This window comes from Lentzea albida, assembly GCF_900111005.1.
Lineage (GTDB): Bacteria > Actinomycetota > Actinomycetes > Mycobacteriales > Pseudonocardiaceae > Lentzea > Lentzea albida.
The window spans coordinates 1-15,277 of the sequence record NZ_FOFV01000006.1; the positions used below are offsets into that span (position 1 = coordinate 1).

The following is a 15,277-nucleotide window of genomic DNA, read 5'->3' on the forward strand; positions in this document are numbered from 1 at the left end:
GGCGGCGGTCTGGCGGGTGACAGGCGGCGGTCTGGCGGGTGACCGGCGGCGGTCTGGCGGCTGACAGCGGCGGGTGAGCTGGCAGCGGTGGCGAGCGACAGGCGGTCTGGCGGTGCGGGCGGGCACCTGATGGCCAGCGCGGTTGCGCGGCGGGGCCGACCGGCCAAGCGCTGCTCGCCGGCGAGCGTCAACGCGCCTCGAACGCCAGCTTCAGCCCCAGCGCGACGAACACCGACGCCGTCACGCGGTCGAGCAAAGCCCGCTGGCGCAACAGGAACGCGCGGGCACGTCCGGCCACCGCGATCAGGACCGGCATCCACACCAGGCCGAGGCCGAGGTGGACGGCGACGAGCACGGCACCCCAGCCCGTCTGGCCGGCGGGCATGAACTGCGGCAGCAGCGACAGGTAGAAGACGCCGACCTTCGGGTTCAGCAGGTTCGTCAGCAGTCCCACGCGCAACGAGGCTCCGGCGCCGGGAACCGGGCGCGAGTCGTCCAGCGAGGCGGCCGCGCGGGCCGAGAACGACAGCCACAACGCCTTGGCGCCCAGGTAGATCAGGTAACCGGCACCTAGCCAACGCACGACGTCGTAGGCCAGTTCGGACGCCCTCAGCAACGCCGTGAGGCCCGCCAGGCTCGCCGCGCCCCACACGAGGCACCCGAGCGTGATGCCGAGCACCACGCCCATCGCCGCGCGCCTGCCGCTCAGCAACGCCGTGCGCACCACCATCACCGTGTCCAGACCCGGTGTGAGGACGGTGAGCAACGCGACGAGCGAGAAGCTCAGGAGTGCGGCGGTCGACATGAGGCCATCAGACCACACGTCACCGCGCGTCCGCCGCCGTCTTCAAGCCGAACGCGATCAGCGCGGAAGCGGACAACCGGTCGAGCAGGAGTCGTTGCCGCAGCAGGAAAGCACGCGCCCGCCCGGCCGCCGTGATCAGGATCGGGAACCACACCAGCCCGATGCCGAGGTGGATCGTCACGAGCACGGCGCCCCACGCGGGCTCGCCCACGGGCAGGAACTGCGGCAGCAGCGAGACGTAGAAGACGCCCGGCTTGGGGTTGAGCAGGTTCGTCAGCAGCCCGACCCGGACGGCCGCGCGCGCCGACGGCACCGGCGCCGGTTCGTCGACCTCCGCCGGGCGCCGGGACTGCCACAACGCCTTGACGCCGAGGTAGACCAGGTAACCCGCGCCGAGCCAGCGCACGACGTCGTAGGCGAGTTCGGACGCCTGCAACAACGCCGTCAGCCCGACGAGACCCGCCGCCGCCCACACCAGGCATCCGAGCGTGCTGCCCACCACGACGCCCAAGGCGGCACGGCGGCCGACCAGCAACGCGGTGCGCAGCACCAGCAGCGTCTCCAGGCCGGGCGTGATCACGGTCAGCAGGGCGACGAGCGTGAAGCTCAGGAGCGCGGCAGTCGACATGACGTCATCAGAGCACGGGAACGCGGCGCCACCAGAAGATTTAACGCTCCCGACACGGGTGTCAGCGGTACCAGGCCCTGACGCCCATCCTCCCGGTGCTGCCCAGATCGATCAGCACGGAACTCTGCGGCGACGTGGCGACCAGCGGCTGCCGGACGCCGCCGGGCGCCGCCGCGATGTCGACGTGCTTGCCGACCAGCGGCGGCTCCACCGACGTGTGCGTGTTCCGCCACACGAACGCGCTCTTGGCGCTCTCGCCCGGTTGCACGGTGATCGGTTGCGGCGCGTCGTCGAAGCCGTCGAGGTAGGCGATGCCGCCCGAGCCTTCGAGAACCGCGACGTCCAACGGCACCCGCCCGGCGTCCAGCACCTCCACCTGCGGATATCCGTTGAGCTGCAACGGTTCGCTGCCGCAGTTGGTCACCTCGACCGACATCACGCGCAGGCCCATGGCCGCGCTGGTGCCGTTGGTGGTGAACCGCGCACCGGTGTCGCACGGTTCTTCTGACGCTTGTGCCCCTGTCGCGCCGGCCAGTGCTGCGAGCACGGCGACCACGACGAGAATTCTGCCCCCAGATCTCATGTGGCCGATCGTGCCACAGATCGTGGGTGCTCCACCGAAACCTTCACAAGCGGAGCGAGATCCGTCAGGTCAGCCGGTACCCGTGCGCGGGCCGGTTCGCCATGCCGTAGCGCGGCTGCACCTCCGCCTTGCCGATGGTCACCAGGTGCTCCAGGTAGCGGCGGGCGCTCACGCGCGACAGCCCGGCGCGGTCGCCGACCTCCTGCGCCGACAGGTCGTTCTCGCTGTCCCGCAACGCGTCCGTCACCAGCCGCAGCGTCACGGCGGACAGCCCCTTGGGCATGATCGGGCTGCGCGGGCGGTGGTGCATCAGCGAGTCGACCTCGTCCTGGTCGAGCACCTGGCCGAGCCGCTGCACCTCGATCCGTTGCGCGAGGTACTCCCGCATCCGGTCGAGGAACGCCGTGCGCGTGAAGGGTTTCACCAGGTAGTTGTCGACGCCGCGGGACATTGCCTGCCGCACGGTCTCGCGTTCGCGGGCGGCTGTCACGGCTATGACGTCGACCGGCGGTCCGCCGCGGGCGCGCAGCCGCGACAGCACGTCCAGCCCGGACATGTCGGGCAGGTGGATGTCGAGCAGCACGAGGTCCGGCCGCAACGCCTCCACTGCGCGCAACGCCTCGCCGCCCCGGTGCGCCTCACCGACCACCTCGAACTCCGGCATCGCCTCCAGGAACCCGCGGTGGATCGCCGCGACGGCGAAGTCGTCATCGACCACGAGCGTTCGCACGCTCATCGGTTCCCCGTTTCCGGCAGCCACACGTCGAACGACGCGCCGCCGAGCTCCGAGTCGGTGATCGCCACCCGGCCGCTGCGCCGGGTCACCACCCTCGACACCAATGCAAGACCTATTCCCCTGCCGTGCGCGCCCTGGACGTCCTTGGAGCTCACGCCCAGGTCGAAGATCCGGCCGCGTTGCGACTCCGCCACCCCCGGCCCGTCGTCGTCCACGACCACCCTCACTCCGGTGACCGACGAGCGCACCAGCACCCGCACGGTTCCCCCCGTCTCCACGGCGTCGACCGCGTTGTCGACCAGGTTTCCCAGCACTGTCAACGCGTCGTCGCCCGCACGGATGTCGACGGAGCTGCCGGGATCCAGCCGGAGCTCCACCCCTCGTTCGTGCGCGGTGGAGGATTTCGCCAGCAGCAACGCCGCCAGCGCGGGGTCGGCGTTCGCCCCGTCGATGATGTCAGCCGTGAGCGATCCGGCTCCGCCGACCCGTTCGATGTAGGCGACGGCGTCGGAACCGCGGTCCAGCTCCAGGAGTCCGCCGATCACGTGCAGGTGGTTCGAGAACTCGTGGGCCTGCGCACGCAGCACCTCCGTGACGGTGCGTTGGCCGTCGAGCTCCCGCAACGCGTCGTGCAGCTCCGTCCGGTCGCGCAACGTCAGCACGACGCCGACGGCGCGTTCGTTCGTCTTCGCCGTCATCCGGTTCGCGACCAGGACCCGTTCTCCCGCGAGGACGAGGCGGTCCGCGACGTCGTCCTCACCCCGCGCCAGGGCGAGCAGCCCGTCGTCGAGCACCTCCGCCGCCGGGCGTCCGCTCGGGTTCTCGTCGAGCCCCAGCAGCCGCATCGCCTCGTCGTTGACCAGAGCGAGCTTCTCCTGGTCGTCCACGGCGACAACGCCTTCGCGGATGCCGTGCAGCATCGCGTCCCTGGTCTCCAGCAGCTGCGCGATCTCGGCCGGTTCGAGCCGGAACGTCCGCCGGCGCACGTGCTGCGTGACCAGCGCGGCGCCGAGCACGCCTATCAGCGCGGCCGCCGCGAGCCAGCCGATCAGCTCCGGCAGGTCCTCGGCGAGGTCGGCGGACAGCTGGCTCTCCAGGATGCCGACCGAGGCCATGCCGATGATCTTCCCGTCGGCGGCCCGGATCGGCACCTTCGCGCGGAGCGACGTGCCGAGCGTGCCGGTCTCCGTGCCGACGAAGACCTCACCGGACAGGGCCGTGGACGGGTCGGTCGACACGCGCTCGCCGATGCGCTTCGGGTCGGGGTGGGCGTAGCGGACGCCGTTGTGGTCGGTGACGACCACGTACGTCACGTTCGACGCCTTCCGGATCACCTCAGCCAACGGCTGGATGGTCTCGACCGGGTCAACGGAGTTGAACGCGTCGATCACGGTAGGTAGCCGCGCCACACTCTCCGCGACGGACAGCATCCGGTCCTTGTACGAGTCGCGGATCCGGTCGCTCTGCAGTTTGGCCGCGAGCAGACCGGCGGCACAGGTCGTCACCAGCACGATGACCACCTGCAACGCCAGAAGCAAGGCTCCAAACGACACAGATCGACGGAACATGGAAGAGATTCTGACGTATCGGCTGTGAAACAGGTCACGAACTAAACGACCAATACGGAACTTACGACCTAACACTTACGTGTGTACACAGCCGTTACCTAGCGTCCCCGCCCAACGTTCGCGACGAAGCGAGGAGTGTTCGATGGGTACGGCATGGAGACGAGCGGTGGCGGTCGCTGCCGCCGGACTGGTGCTCGCGGGCTGCGGTCAGGGGGCCAAGAGCGCGAGCGGCGGTGACTCCATCGCGAAGCTGGAGATCATGGCGCCCGCCGACCCCGGTGGCGGCTGGGACCAGACCGCGAGGGCGATGCAGTCGGCGGTGCAGGGCGCCAAGCTCGCCAACTCCGTGCAGGTCACCAACGTCGGTGGCGCCGGCGGCACGGTCGGTCTGCAGAAGCTCCTCAACGAACGCTCCGAGTCGTACCTGATGATCACCGGCCTGGTCATGGTCGGCGCGGTGGAGACCAACGCGTCGCAGGCCCGGCTGGAGGAGACCACGCCGATCGCTCGGCTGACCGCGGAGGACGAGGTCGTCGTCGTGCCGGCCGACTCGCCGCACAAGACCATCGACGACCTGCTCAACGCCGTCAACGAGAAGGGCAAGGGCGTCTCGATCACCGGCGGCTCGGCCGGCGGCACCGACCACATCCTCGCCGGCATGCTGCTCAAGGCGAAGAACATCGCCCCCGACAAGCTCAACTACGTGCCGTACTCCGGCGGTGGTGAGTCGCTGGCGGCACTGCTGGGCAAGAAGGTCGACGCGGGCATCTCCGGCATCGGCGAGTACAAGGAGCAGATCAAGGCGGGCAAGCTGCGCGCGCTGGGCACGTCGGGCCCGAACCCCGTTCCCGAGCTGAACGTGCCGACCTTCGGCGAGCTGGGCGTCGAGCTCATCAACTGGCGCGGTGTCGTGGCGCCTGCGTCGATCAGCGCCGAGGCGAAGCAGCGGCTGACCAAGCTGGTCACCGACATGCACGCGAGCGAGGAGTGGAAGGCCGAGCTGTCCAAGAAGGGCTGGACGGACACGTTCCTGACCGGCAGCGAGTTCTCCACGTTCATGGCCAAGGAGATCGGGCGGGTGAAGCCCGCACTGCAGGACATCGGGCTCGTGAAGTGATCGCTGCCAAAGTCGAGGAGTACGCGTTCGGCGGTCTGGTCGCGGCGATCGGGGTCTTCACCCTGGTCGACGCGACCACGATCGCCGCGCGCGACGACAACGCCGTAGGACCACGTGCGTTCCCGTACGCCGTGGGCATTCTTCTTGTCGTAACGGGAATCGCCGCGATCATCGCGACCGCCCGCGGGAAACTCGGCCAGGCCGAGGAAGCCGAGGACGTCGACGAGAACGTCCGCACCGACTGGGTCACCGTGGCCAAGCTCGTGGCCGTGCTGGTCGCGCACCTGGTGCTGATCGACCTCGTCGGCTGGCCGGTCGCGGCGGCGCTGCTGTTCTTCGGCGCCGCCTGGACGCTCGGCGCGACCTGGTGGCGCGCGCTGCCGATCGCGGTGGTGCTGGCGCTCGTCGTGCAGGTGGTGTTCGCGTCGGGTCTGGGCCTGTCGCTGCCCGCCGGGATCTTCGAAGGGGTGCCGTTCCTCGATGGATAGCATCACCGCCCTGCTGGAGGGGTTCGCGACCGCCGCGCAGCCCGAGTTCCTGCTGTACGCGTTGCTGGGCGTCACGCTCGGCACGGCCGTCGGCGTGCTGCCGGGCATCGGACCGGCGATGACGGTGGCGTTGCTGCTGCCGTTGACGTACACGCTGGAGCCGACCGCGGCACTGATCATCTTCGCGGGCATCTACTACGGCGGCATGTACGGCGGTTCGACGACGTCGATCCTGCTCAACACCCCGGGCGAGTCGGCGTCCATCGTGACTGCTCTAGAGGGCAACAAGATGGCCAAGGCCGGACGCGGTGCTGCCGCGCTCGCGACCGCCGCCATCGGCTCGTTCGTGGCGGGCACGATCGCCACGGTGCTGCTCACGTTGCTCGCGCCGACCATCGCGGACGTCGCCGTGCAGCTCGGCCCGGCCGACTACGTGGCACTGATGGTGGTGGCGTTCACGACCGTGGCGGCGTTGCTCGGGTCCTCCCCCGTGCGTGGCCTCGCGTCGTTGGGACTCGGTCTGTTCATCGGGCTCATCGGCACCGACATGCTCAGCGGTCAGCAGCGCTACACCCTCGGGGTGGCGACGCTGGCCGACGGCATCGACGTGGTCGTGGTCGCCGTCGGCGTGTTCGCGGTCGGCGAGGCGCTGTACGTGGCGTCGCGGCTGCGGCACGGACCGATCGAGGTCATCCCCGTGGGCGGCAAGTGGATGACGCGCGAGTTCTGGGCGCGGTCGTGGAAGCCGTGGCTGCGCGGCACGTTCATCGGCTTCCCGATCGGCACCGTGCCGGCCGGTGGCGCGGACGTGTCGACGTTCCTGTCGTACGGCGCGGAGAAGAAGCTCTCGAAGCGGCCGGAGGAGTTCGGCAAGGGCGCGATCGAGGGCGTCGCGGGTCCGGAGGCGGCCAACAACGCCGCCGCGGCAGGCGTTCTCGTGCCGTTGCTGACCCTCGGCCTTCCCACCACCGCCACGGCGGCGGTGATCGTGGCGGCGTTCCAGAGCTACGGCATCCAGCCGGGACCGTTGCTGTTCACCAACAACTCCGCGATGGTGTGGGCGCTGATCGCGTCGCTGTACATCGGCAACGTGATGCTGCTCGTGCTGAACCTGCCGCTGGTGAAGATCTGGGTGAAGGTGCTGCAGATCCCGCGGCCGTACCTGTACGCGGGCATCCTGCTGTTCGCGGCGCTGGGCACCTACGCGGTGAACTTCGTCGTGGACGACCTGATCGTGCTGCTGGTCATCGGCGTGATCGGGTTCTTCATGCGGCGCCACGGTTATCCGGTCGCACCGCTCGTCGTCGGACTGATCCTCGGGCCGATGGCGGAGGAGCAGGTCCGGCGCACGCTGCAGATCAGCGAGGGCGACCTGACCGCGCTCGTCGCCAGCCCGTTCGCGGCGACCGCCTACGGCGTGCTCGTCGTGCTGCTGGCGGTGGCCGTGGTGCTTCGGTTGCGCCGCAAGAAGAACACCGAGGTGACGGTCTAGTTCCGCACGGCGGCGAGTGCTTGTTCGTACAGTTCGAACACGTCAGCCTTGCCGCCGTGCAGGACCCACAGCTCCGACGCGGCGTCGACGCACGCGAACACCGTGGCGATGACGCCCACCGCGCGGGCGTCCGGGACCTCTCCCGACTCGATGCCCATCCGTTCCTCGACCACGGGGACGAGCGCCCGTTGCCACTTCAACCGCTTCTCGAAGTACCTCGAGCGCAGCGACGGGTTCGTGAAGATCAGCGTGGAGATCTCCAGCACCCGTTGCTCGGTGTGGTCCGACGCGGTGAGGATCGTGGTGAACCCGGCCGCCAGGGCGTCCCAGGTGGACATCTCCGGGGGCTGCGCGGCCACGGTGGACACCAGCAGGTCGCCCAGCTGCTCCTGCTCGCCGCAGACCAGGTCCTCCTTGGTGCCGAAGTACCGGAAGAGCGACCGCTGCGACACGCCTGCACGTGACGCGACCTGGGCCATCGTGGTCGCCTCGTAGCCCTGCTCCGCGAACAACGTCAGCGCGGTCTCGACAATCTCGGCGACCACGGCCTGACGCGACCGGTCCCACAGCGTCGCCTTGCCCATGACCTCACTCTAGCTCTGCCGCACCATTCGCCCGACGACCCGCGCGCCCATGGCGCGCGAGGAGAAGTGGCGTCCGGCGAACGCCATCACGCGGTTCATCCGGCCCGAGATGACACCCACCGGCGTGACCTTGCGGTCCAGCGCGCGCATCGCCGTCGCGACCACCTCGCCGGCGGTCTGCATCCGGCTCCCGCCCGCCATCTCGTCGGTGCCGACGACCTCGAAGAACTCGGTGCGCGTGGCACCGGGCGACAGCGCCATGACGCGCAGGCCCGTGCCACGCGACTCCACCCACAGCCCCTCGGTGAAGCTCACCACGAACGCCTTCGTCGCGCCGTAGACCGACGACCACGGCGTCGCCTGGTACGCGGCCATGCTCGCCACGTTGATCAGGAAGCCGTGACCGTTGGCGCGCAAAGGTTCGATGAACGCCCTGCTGATCTCGACGACGGCGTTGACGTCGACCGCGACCTCCTGCCGCAGCCGTTCGGGGTCCTCCTCGTGGAACGGCCCGAAGGTCGCGAACCCGGCGTTGTTGACGAGGCTCGTGACGCCCAAGCCGGCGACCTCCTCCGCCAGCCGCTGCCCGATGCCGGGCTGGGCGAGGTCCGCGGCCACGACGTGCACGGTCACGCCGTGCGGCCGCAGCTCCGCGGCCAGCTCCTCCAGCCTGTCCTCGCGGCGCGCGACCAGCACCAGATCCGATCCGCGCGCCGCCAGCCGCCGCGCGAACTCCGCGCCGATGCCCGAACTCGCCCCGGTGACCAGCACCGTCTGCTTCGTGAAGTCGACTCCCATGCCGACACCGTACGCCAGCCTGTCAGTGACTGCCAACCTGTCTTTGTCTGTCATCTCTGCGTTCTGCTGGTAGCAGAACGCCCCTTTGCGGTGGTCGCGGTGCTGTCACCATGACCACATGGCGGAGATCCTGGACTTCACACGCGAACCGGAGCCCCTCTGGAGAGAAGCCCTGGGCCGCAAACTGCGCGAGACCCGGGAGGAGCGCGGCGACCGGCTGGTCGACGTGGCCGAGCGGGCGGGCATCTCGGTGCAGTACCTGTCGGAGATCGAACGCGGGCGCAAGGAGCCGTCGAGCGAGATGATCGCGGCGGTGGCCGGCGCGCTCGGCGTCGAGCTGGCCGACCTGCTGATCGGGATCGCGGGCCAGGTGCGGAACCTCCGCGTGCAGCAGTCCCGCCACTTCCACACGTCACGGCCGATGGGCAGGCCGTCCGGTCCGGTGGCGATGGCTCTGGCCGCCTGAGGCTGAAGCGGTCCGGTCGTGACCGGACCGTTCACCACCCACTCACGCCCGCTGGTCCAGCACCCGGTCCACCAGCCCGTACTCCACCGCACCCGCCGCATCGAACACGCGGTCCCGGTCCGTGTCGTGGCGCAGTTCGGCCACGGTCCGGCCGGTGTGCCGCGCCAGGATCGCCTCCAACTGCGTGCGCACCCGCACCACCTCGTCCGCCGCGAGGATGAGGTCCGGGATCGTGCCCCGCCCCTGCGCCGCCGGCTGGTGCAGCACGACCCTGGAGTGCGGCAGCACGGACCGCCGTCCCTCCGCGCCCGCGGCCAGCAGCACCGCACCGGCCGCAACCGCTTGCCCCACGCAGGTCGTGGCGACCGGCGCCTTGATGTAGCGCATGGTGTCGTAGAGCGCGAGCATCGCCGAGGGATCGCCGCCCTCGCAGTTGATGTAGAGGTTGATTTCGAGATCCGGGTTGTCGGCCTCGAGGTGGAACAGCTGCGCGATCAGCGCGTTGGCGACGCCCGAGTCGATTCCGGTGCCGAGGTAGACGATCCGCTCGGACAGCAGGTGCGAGTAGACGTCCATGACCCGCTCGCCGCGTGCGTCCCGCGTGATGACGTTGGGGATGGTGTAGGTGCTCATGCGACGGCTCCCGAGTGCAGTCCCAGCTTGTGCATGCGGACGGGGACGACCTGGCCCAGGTCGCTGACGACGTGGTCGATGAACCCGTACTCGCGTGCCTGCTCGGTGGTGAACCACCTGTCGTGCAGCGAGTCGGTGAAGATCCGGTCGAACGGCTGCCCGGTGTCGGCCGCGATCAGTCCGAGCACGGTGTCCCTCGTGTAGCGCAGGTCGTCGGCCTGCACCTCCACCTCGACGGCCGAGCCGCCGATGCCCGCACTCCCCTGGTGCATCAGGATCCGCGCGTGCGGCAACGCGAAGCGCTTGCCCGGCGTCCCCGCCGACAGCAGGAACTGCCCGGCACTGCAGGCGAGTCCGAGCGCCAGCGTCGCCACGTCGCACGGCACCAGCCGCATCACGTCGCGGATCGCCAGCATCGACGGCACCGACCCGCCCGGCGAGTTGATCCACAACGCGATGTCCTGCCGCGGGTCCTCGCTCGCCAGCGACAACATCTGCGTCGCCAGCACCGTGCCGTTGTCGTCGTCGAGGGCGCCGTCGAGGATCAGCACCCGCTGACCGAAGAACCGTTCTCGCAGCCCTGGGCTGAAGAGCTTCTCGCTGTTCGTCATGGCACCGACGATGCCGGTCGGCGCAGGGGGTGCGCCGCCTTCTCTGCTGTGGGCAGATCAGCTCACAGCAGCCCTCACACGGCCAGCACCCGTTGGTAGGTGGGCGGAACCGGGTCGTCGAACGGGTCGGTGACCGGCTCGCCGTCCGCCTCGATCCACGCGTGGAACGCCTGCGGATCGCTCGCGACCCCCAGGCACCACTGCACCTCCCGGCCGCGCAGAGCCGCGGTCAGCGCGGCGGTCAGCGAAAGCTCGAGGCACGCCACCCGGCCCGGGTGGAACCTGCTCACGCGCTTGGCGGCCGCAAGCGCTTGCAGCGCTTCGGGTTTCGTCGCCGGACGCCTGGCCAGCCCCCGCTTCACGAACTTGAAGGCTCCCACCGTCCTGCGGAACGGCAACCTCAGCAGCAGGAGCGCCACCGGCAACGCCACCGTCGCCACCAGCTGCGGCCTCCAGCCGGCGGAACCACGGGGAGCCAGTGCGATCGGCACCCCGCCACTGCCGCGCACCGGGCTCTCGGGCTCGAGCAGGCCTCGTTCCACCAGGGCCGACACGCACCTCTCCGCGTGCAGTCGGACCTGCTCCCGCGGCTCCCCCGGATAGCGGCCGACGAACGTCTCGACCGCTGCCTCCACACCGTCGGCGCAGATCGCCGCGAAGAGCTCGTTCCCGCTGCGGTTCAGCTTGTGCCACTGGCCGGTGGTCACGTTGAGCAGGACGAGACTCCCGTCGTCGTCAGCCTTCACGTGCACCGAATCGGGAACCACGAAGCGGGTCATGCCGAAGCCACCTCTCTCGCGTTCGCCCGGAGCCACACTTCTACGGCGAGCACCTGGTTGAGCGCACCCCACGGCACCCGCAACCCGTTCACCGCGTCCTCGAGCGCCTGGCGAACAGGTGCCGGTTCGATGAGGCCGAAGTCGGCTGCCGCCGAGTCGGCCAGCAGCCTCCTGAGCCGGGGCGCCGCCCGCCGGAGACCCCGGTAGGCGTCGGAGCTGTAGTCGCCCTTGGTCTCCCTGGACAGGACCGCTTCGGGCACGAGGCCCGTCAGCGCCTTCTTCAGCAGAGGCTTCGCCACGGCCGGGTCGGCACGCCGGTGCGCCGGGACCGCCATGGCCGCCCGGACGACGGCCGTGTCGAGGAACGGTGCGTGAACGGCGACTCCGGCCTGTTCGCCCACTTCCCGGTGAACCTGTTGCGTGAGACCGTGCAGACGCAGCTGACTGAGCACAACGGACTCACCGGCGTCCACATCGGACTCCCGTTCCGCCACCTCGCGGGCCTGGGCGGCCAGCAGGGACCGGGTGTCCGCGGTCAGCCAGTCCACCCGCGGCACGTCCCAGCGAGCGACCACCGAGACTTCCCAGGGCGGGTCACCGACGGGCCCGCCCCGGTCCAGGGTGCCGGCGAGCCGGAGCAACGCGCGCCGGCGACCGAGTGCCGCCATGACCACGGACTGCCGGAACACGCTCAGCGGCGACCGGTTGCGCATCCGCGCCCACGCGAAGCAGTGCCGCCACAACGTCACGAGCTCACCTCGCCGGGCGAGGTCGATGAAGTAGGCGCCGGGCGCCCACAGCACTGCGTCGCCACCTTCACCCATCAGGTGGAGGTCGGCACCGAGCGCGGCCGCGGCGGAGAACCGGAGGCTTGCGGGACCGCAGGAGATCGAAGCCGCGTGCGGTTCGTCCCCCCACGACGCCAGGTCCTGGTAGGGAAGGTGTTCCGGCGACACCTTCACCAGTTGGTGGTCGAACCGCCGTTCGGACCTGACGTACCACTCCGCGCGGTCCAGGTCGTCGAGGACCGGGGAGTCCGGGTTGTGGTGCGTCAGCACGGGAAGCGTCGTCACGTCGTCTAGCGCGAGGTGGGCGAGCGTCGTCGAGTCGAGGCCACCGCTGAAGTCGGAGACCAGCTTCCGCGCGGACCGCGCGCGTGCCCGGACAGCGGTCACGAGCGCGTCGCGGAGCATGTCCGCGGCGTCCACAGTGGTCACATCGGGATCGGCGCTCAGCGGAGCACAGGACTCCTCGCCGAGGACGCCGTCGCCGAGGCGGACGGCGTGACCCTCGCGCACCCGCCGGACGCCCGCGCGCAGGCTGCGGTTCCCGAGGAGACCGGCTCCGTCGAGGCAGGCCAGCCGAGTGGCGAGGTAGACCCTGTCGAGGGCCGTGCCGAGCTCGACCGCCTTCGTGCCATGTCGCCCGGAATCGTCGTAGTAGAGCGGGAACTGGCCCACCGGGTCGGCGAACAGCGTCGTCACGCCGGGCTGCCGCACGACCGCCGAGTAGCACCCGACGTGGCCGGTCACCGGGCGGTGGTCACCGGTCTCGGTGAACTCGGCGAGCGACCGCGCGAGGACGCCCTCCTCGGCGAAGCACTGGCCGAAGACCTCGAGGGAACCGGTGGAGTCCGGTGGCCTAGTTGAAACTCTGGCCGGAGGCATCGCTCGAACCGCTGGCGCTTCCGAAGGTGATGTCGTACACGGACCCCAGGTCGAACAGGACAGGCGGCTCGTACCCCTGGTCAGCCGCAACTCCGACGACGTCGTCCTCGATCACGAAAGTGCCTCTCACAGGTGGGCCCCAGCCAGCGGAAGGCGTAAGGGTAGCTCCCACTGTTGATCACCACGAGTCGGGCCTGAGGATACGAATCGCACGCTTGGCGGCTTCCAAATGATGCCTCGCACGCCGCTACCATGATTCGGCGCTTCGATTCGAAGCTGAGGGCAGGAGGCACCGGGTGCCCACTGGCGGCGACAGGCACGCGCGAGAACTGATCTGGGGCCGGACACCGGACACCCTGCGCGCCCTCAACCGCAGACGCGTGCTCCGCGCGATCATGGTCGCCCCCGCCACCCAGGTGCACCTCGCCGACTTCACCCGCCTCTCCCAGGCGACCGTCTCCGGGATCGTGCAGGAGCTGCAGCGGGACAACGTGGTCGCCGTCGACGGCACCGACAACGAACGAGGCAAGAAGATCGGCCTCACCAACGTCCGGGGCGTGGCCATCGGCGTCGAGGTCAGCTACGACACGGTCACCGTCGCCGCACGCCGGGTGGACGGCCCCCGCGTCGAGGTCGACAGGTCCGGGCGCGGCGCCGAACACGGCAGCCAGGCCTGGATGCGCGAGTGCGTGCAGCTGATCAGGGACGTCGTCCGGCGGACAGGCCTCGACGAGACCGACATCGTCGCGATCGGACTCGGCATCCCCGCCGCGGTGGACCCGCGCACGAGCACGATCTCCCAGGTCGCGTGGGCTCTCGACTGGGAACGCGGCGCGGATCCCGGCGCACGTCTGCAGGAGCACTTCCCCGGTGTGCCGGTGATCATGGACAACGAGGCGAACTACGCGGCGTACGGCGAACACCTCTACGGCGGCGGGCGCGGCACCGAGACCATGCTGTTCGTCAAGTCGTCGACCAGTGTGAGCGCGGGACTGGTCATCGGCGGCCTGATCTACCGGGGGAGGCACGGCCTCGCGAGTGAGATCGGGCATCTCGTGATGGACCCGAACGGCGTCGTCTGCCAGTGCGGCAACAGGGGCTGCCTCGAGACCGCGGTCGGCGGCGCACGCCTGGTCGAACAGGTCCGCCGGGCCTACGTCGGCTACCGCGTCGACCTGCCCACGAGCCTCGCGAACATAGTCGAGCGGGCGAAGACCGGGGACCTGTTGTGCCGCAGGGTCCTGCAGGACGCGGGCCGCGGCATCGGGATCGCGCTGGCCAGGACCTGCAACCTGCTCAACCCGGAGAAGGTGTTCATCGGCGGGGAGCTCGGCAGGGCCGCCGACCTCGTGATCGAGCCGGCAGTGCAGTCGATGCGCCTGCACTCGCTCGGCGGGATGTTCAACTACGTGGCCCCGATGACCGTGGAGACCTCCGAACTGGGCCTGCAGGCGGGAGCGCTGGGCGCGCTCGCGTACGCGCTGACCGTGGACCACGTCCGGCAGAATTGAAGCACCCGAGTCTTTGATTTCGGCGTGATCAACGATCACCTCAAACGACGAGGCCTTTCCCAAAGAATTCGTTGTTGCTTCTCCCACACGAATTTAACCTGGTCGTGGCGCCACACTCCACCCCGGCAAGCCGATTCGCAAGGGGGCCCACCATGACCGCCTCGCCCGACAGGTCCGGTCGATCCACCGGTCGATGGGACCACGTCAACCACTCCCTCCTGTTCCTCGAAATCGCTTCCCTGCACGGACCCGGCGGCACCGAGAGCGACCGCGAGGTCGCTCGGGCACCGCTGCACCGGGTGGTGCGCAACGCTTTCGCGGACTCGGACATCCCCTGGAGCAACTGCCGCCACGTCGAACGACACGACGGCGTGCTGGTCGTCATCCCTCCCAGCGTCACCACGTCGGTGATCGTCGACCGGCTGATCCCCCACATCCAGAACGGTGTGCGGCGCTACAACCGCGAAGCCGCGCCCGTCCGGATGCAGCTCCGGGCTTCGCTGCACGTCGGTCCCGTCACCGTGAGCCCGGACGGCTTGTCGGGGCAGGCGATCGCCGCGGCCGCCCGTCTCCTGAACACGCCGGAACTGGCCGGCAGCGACGCCGACCTCGCGGTGATGGTGTCCTCGCAGGTCTACGAGACCGTGATCCGGCACGCTTCCGGATTCGCCGATCCCACGCGATATCTGGAGATCAGCTCGGGAGCGTGGTTGTTCGCGCCGGAACCCGGTGTGTACCCGCGGCACTGGGCGGGCTGAGCCGGGACGAACCCGTCCGCCGGGCGGCCCGGTACGTCGACGTCCACGGCGAA

Annotated in this window: 17 protein-coding genes; 6 read left to right on the forward strand and 11 right to left on the reverse strand. The window is 69.8% G+C overall.

The genetic code is table 11. The features are described 5' to 3' along the window. Nucleotides 1-187: 187 nt before the first annotated feature. The 5 genes from BMY74_RS16815 to BMY74_RS16835 all read right to left on the reverse strand — a co-directional run bounded on the left by BMY74_RS16815 (nucleotide 188) and on the right by BMY74_RS16835 (nucleotide 4,320). On the reverse strand, nucleotides 188-805 hold the full coding sequence (locus BMY74_RS16815) for a LysE family translocator (protein WP_089917005.1): 618 nt from the start codon (nucleotides 803-805) through the stop codon (nucleotides 188-190). Nucleotides 806-824: 19 nt separating this feature from the next. Then, nucleotides 825-1,433, reverse strand: a complete 609-nt coding sequence (locus BMY74_RS16820; RefSeq protein WP_089917007.1) for a LysE family translocator — start codon at nucleotides 1,431-1,433, stop codon at nucleotides 825-827. A 61-nt stretch (nucleotides 1,434-1,494) separates the two neighbouring features. Then, nucleotides 1,495-2,016, reverse strand: coding sequence for a DUF4232 domain-containing protein (locus BMY74_RS16825; protein WP_089917009.1), 522 nt, complete (start codon nucleotides 2,014-2,016; stop codon nucleotides 1,495-1,497). A gap of 64 nt (nucleotides 2,017-2,080) precedes the next feature. Next, nucleotides 2,081-2,752, reverse strand: coding sequence for a response regulator (locus BMY74_RS16830; RefSeq protein ID WP_089917015.1), 672 nt, complete (start codon nucleotides 2,750-2,752; stop codon nucleotides 2,081-2,083). After that, nucleotides 2,749-4,320: an ATP-binding protein gene (locus BMY74_RS16835; protein WP_089917018.1), complete on the reverse strand. Its 1,572-nt coding sequence runs from the start codon at nucleotides 4,318-4,320 to the stop codon at nucleotides 2,749-2,751. The genes BMY74_RS16830 and BMY74_RS16835 overlap by 4 nt, the downstream gene beginning before the upstream one ends. 166 nt (nucleotides 4,321-4,486) lie before the next feature. Here BMY74_RS16835 and BMY74_RS16840 point away from each other — a divergent pair, with 166 nt between their 5' ends. Genes BMY74_RS16840 through BMY74_RS16850 form a run of 3 tightly spaced genes read left to right on the forward strand, consistent with a single transcriptional unit; the run spans nucleotide 4,487 to nucleotide 7,417 of the window. Continuing rightward, nucleotides 4,487-5,437: a Bug family tripartite tricarboxylate transporter substrate binding protein gene (locus tag BMY74_RS16840; RefSeq protein WP_245786185.1), complete on the forward strand. Its 951-nt coding sequence runs from the start codon at nucleotides 4,487-4,489 to the stop codon at nucleotides 5,435-5,437. After that, on the forward strand, nucleotides 5,434-5,925 hold the full coding sequence (locus tag BMY74_RS16845; protein WP_089917023.1) for a tripartite tricarboxylate transporter TctB family protein: 492 nt from the start codon (nucleotides 5,434-5,436) through the stop codon (nucleotides 5,923-5,925). Before BMY74_RS16840 ends, BMY74_RS16845 begins: the two co-directional genes overlap by 4 nt. Beyond that, nucleotides 5,918-7,417 carry a tripartite tricarboxylate transporter permease gene (locus tag BMY74_RS16850; protein WP_089917025.1) on the forward strand — a complete coding sequence of 500 codons (1,500 nt, stop codon included), beginning with the start codon at nucleotides 5,918-5,920 and terminating at the stop codon, nucleotides 7,415-7,417. Before BMY74_RS16845 ends, BMY74_RS16850 begins: the two co-directional genes overlap by 8 nt. Here BMY74_RS16850 and BMY74_RS16855 read toward each other — a convergent pair. Both BMY74_RS16855 and BMY74_RS16860 read right to left on the reverse strand, forming a co-directional pair. Next, complete coding sequence (locus BMY74_RS16855) at nucleotides 7,414-8,001, reverse strand: TetR/AcrR family transcriptional regulator (protein WP_089917028.1); 588 nt, start codon at nucleotides 7,999-8,001, stop codon at nucleotides 7,414-7,416. The genes BMY74_RS16850 and BMY74_RS16855 overlap by 4 nt on opposite strands. Before the next feature lie 9 nt (nucleotides 8,002-8,010). Beyond that, nucleotides 8,011-8,799, reverse strand: a complete 789-nt coding sequence (locus BMY74_RS16860) for an SDR family NAD(P)-dependent oxidoreductase (RefSeq protein ID WP_089917031.1) — start codon at nucleotides 8,797-8,799, stop codon at nucleotides 8,011-8,013. Between the two features lie 118 nt (nucleotides 8,800-8,917). On the opposite strand from BMY74_RS16860, the gene BMY74_RS16865 reads away from it, so the two are divergent. Continuing rightward, nucleotides 8,918-9,265 carry a helix-turn-helix domain-containing protein gene (locus BMY74_RS16865; protein ID WP_089917034.1) on the forward strand — a complete coding sequence of 116 codons (348 nt, stop codon included), beginning with the start codon at nucleotides 8,918-8,920 and terminating at the stop codon, nucleotides 9,263-9,265. A 42-nt stretch (nucleotides 9,266-9,307) separates the two neighbouring features. Here the strand turns inward: BMY74_RS16865 and BMY74_RS16870 are convergent, their stop codons facing one another. From BMY74_RS16870 to BMY74_RS16885, 4 genes are all read right to left on the reverse strand, one after another. Continuing rightward, entirely contained in the window at nucleotides 9,308-9,898 is a 591-nt protein-coding gene (locus tag BMY74_RS16870) for a ClpP family protease (RefSeq protein ID WP_089917037.1), read from the reverse strand. Beyond that, nucleotides 9,895-10,509: a ClpP family protease gene (locus BMY74_RS16875; RefSeq protein ID WP_089917040.1), complete on the reverse strand. Its 615-nt coding sequence runs from the start codon at nucleotides 10,507-10,509 to the stop codon at nucleotides 9,895-9,897. Before BMY74_RS16875 ends, BMY74_RS16870 begins: the two co-directional genes overlap by 4 nt. 74 nt (nucleotides 10,510-10,583) lie before the next feature. Continuing rightward, the gene (locus BMY74_RS16880; protein ID WP_089917043.1) at nucleotides 10,584-11,288 is read right to left on the reverse strand and encodes a lasso peptide biosynthesis B2 protein; all 705 of its coding nucleotides are present in this window, start codon (nucleotides 11,286-11,288) and stop codon (nucleotides 10,584-10,586) included. After that, the gene (locus BMY74_RS16885) at nucleotides 11,285-12,955 is read right to left on the reverse strand and encodes an asparagine synthase-related protein (RefSeq protein ID WP_089917046.1); all 1,671 of its coding nucleotides are present in this window, start codon (nucleotides 12,953-12,955) and stop codon (nucleotides 11,285-11,287) included. The genes BMY74_RS16880 and BMY74_RS16885 overlap by 4 nt, the downstream gene beginning before the upstream one ends. Before the next feature lie 296 nt (nucleotides 12,956-13,251). On the opposite strand from BMY74_RS16885, the gene BMY74_RS16890 reads away from it, so the two are divergent. Both BMY74_RS16890 and BMY74_RS16895 read left to right on the forward strand, forming a co-directional pair. After that, nucleotides 13,252-14,466 carry an ROK family transcriptional regulator gene (locus tag BMY74_RS16890; protein WP_245786186.1) on the forward strand — a complete coding sequence of 405 codons (1,215 nt, stop codon included), beginning with the start codon at nucleotides 13,252-13,254 and terminating at the stop codon, nucleotides 14,464-14,466. 152 nt (nucleotides 14,467-14,618) lie between these two features. Further along, entirely contained in the window at nucleotides 14,619-15,224 is a 606-nt protein-coding gene (locus BMY74_RS16895) for a hypothetical protein (protein ID WP_089917049.1), read from the forward strand. Nucleotides 15,225-15,277: the final 53 nt, after the last annotated feature.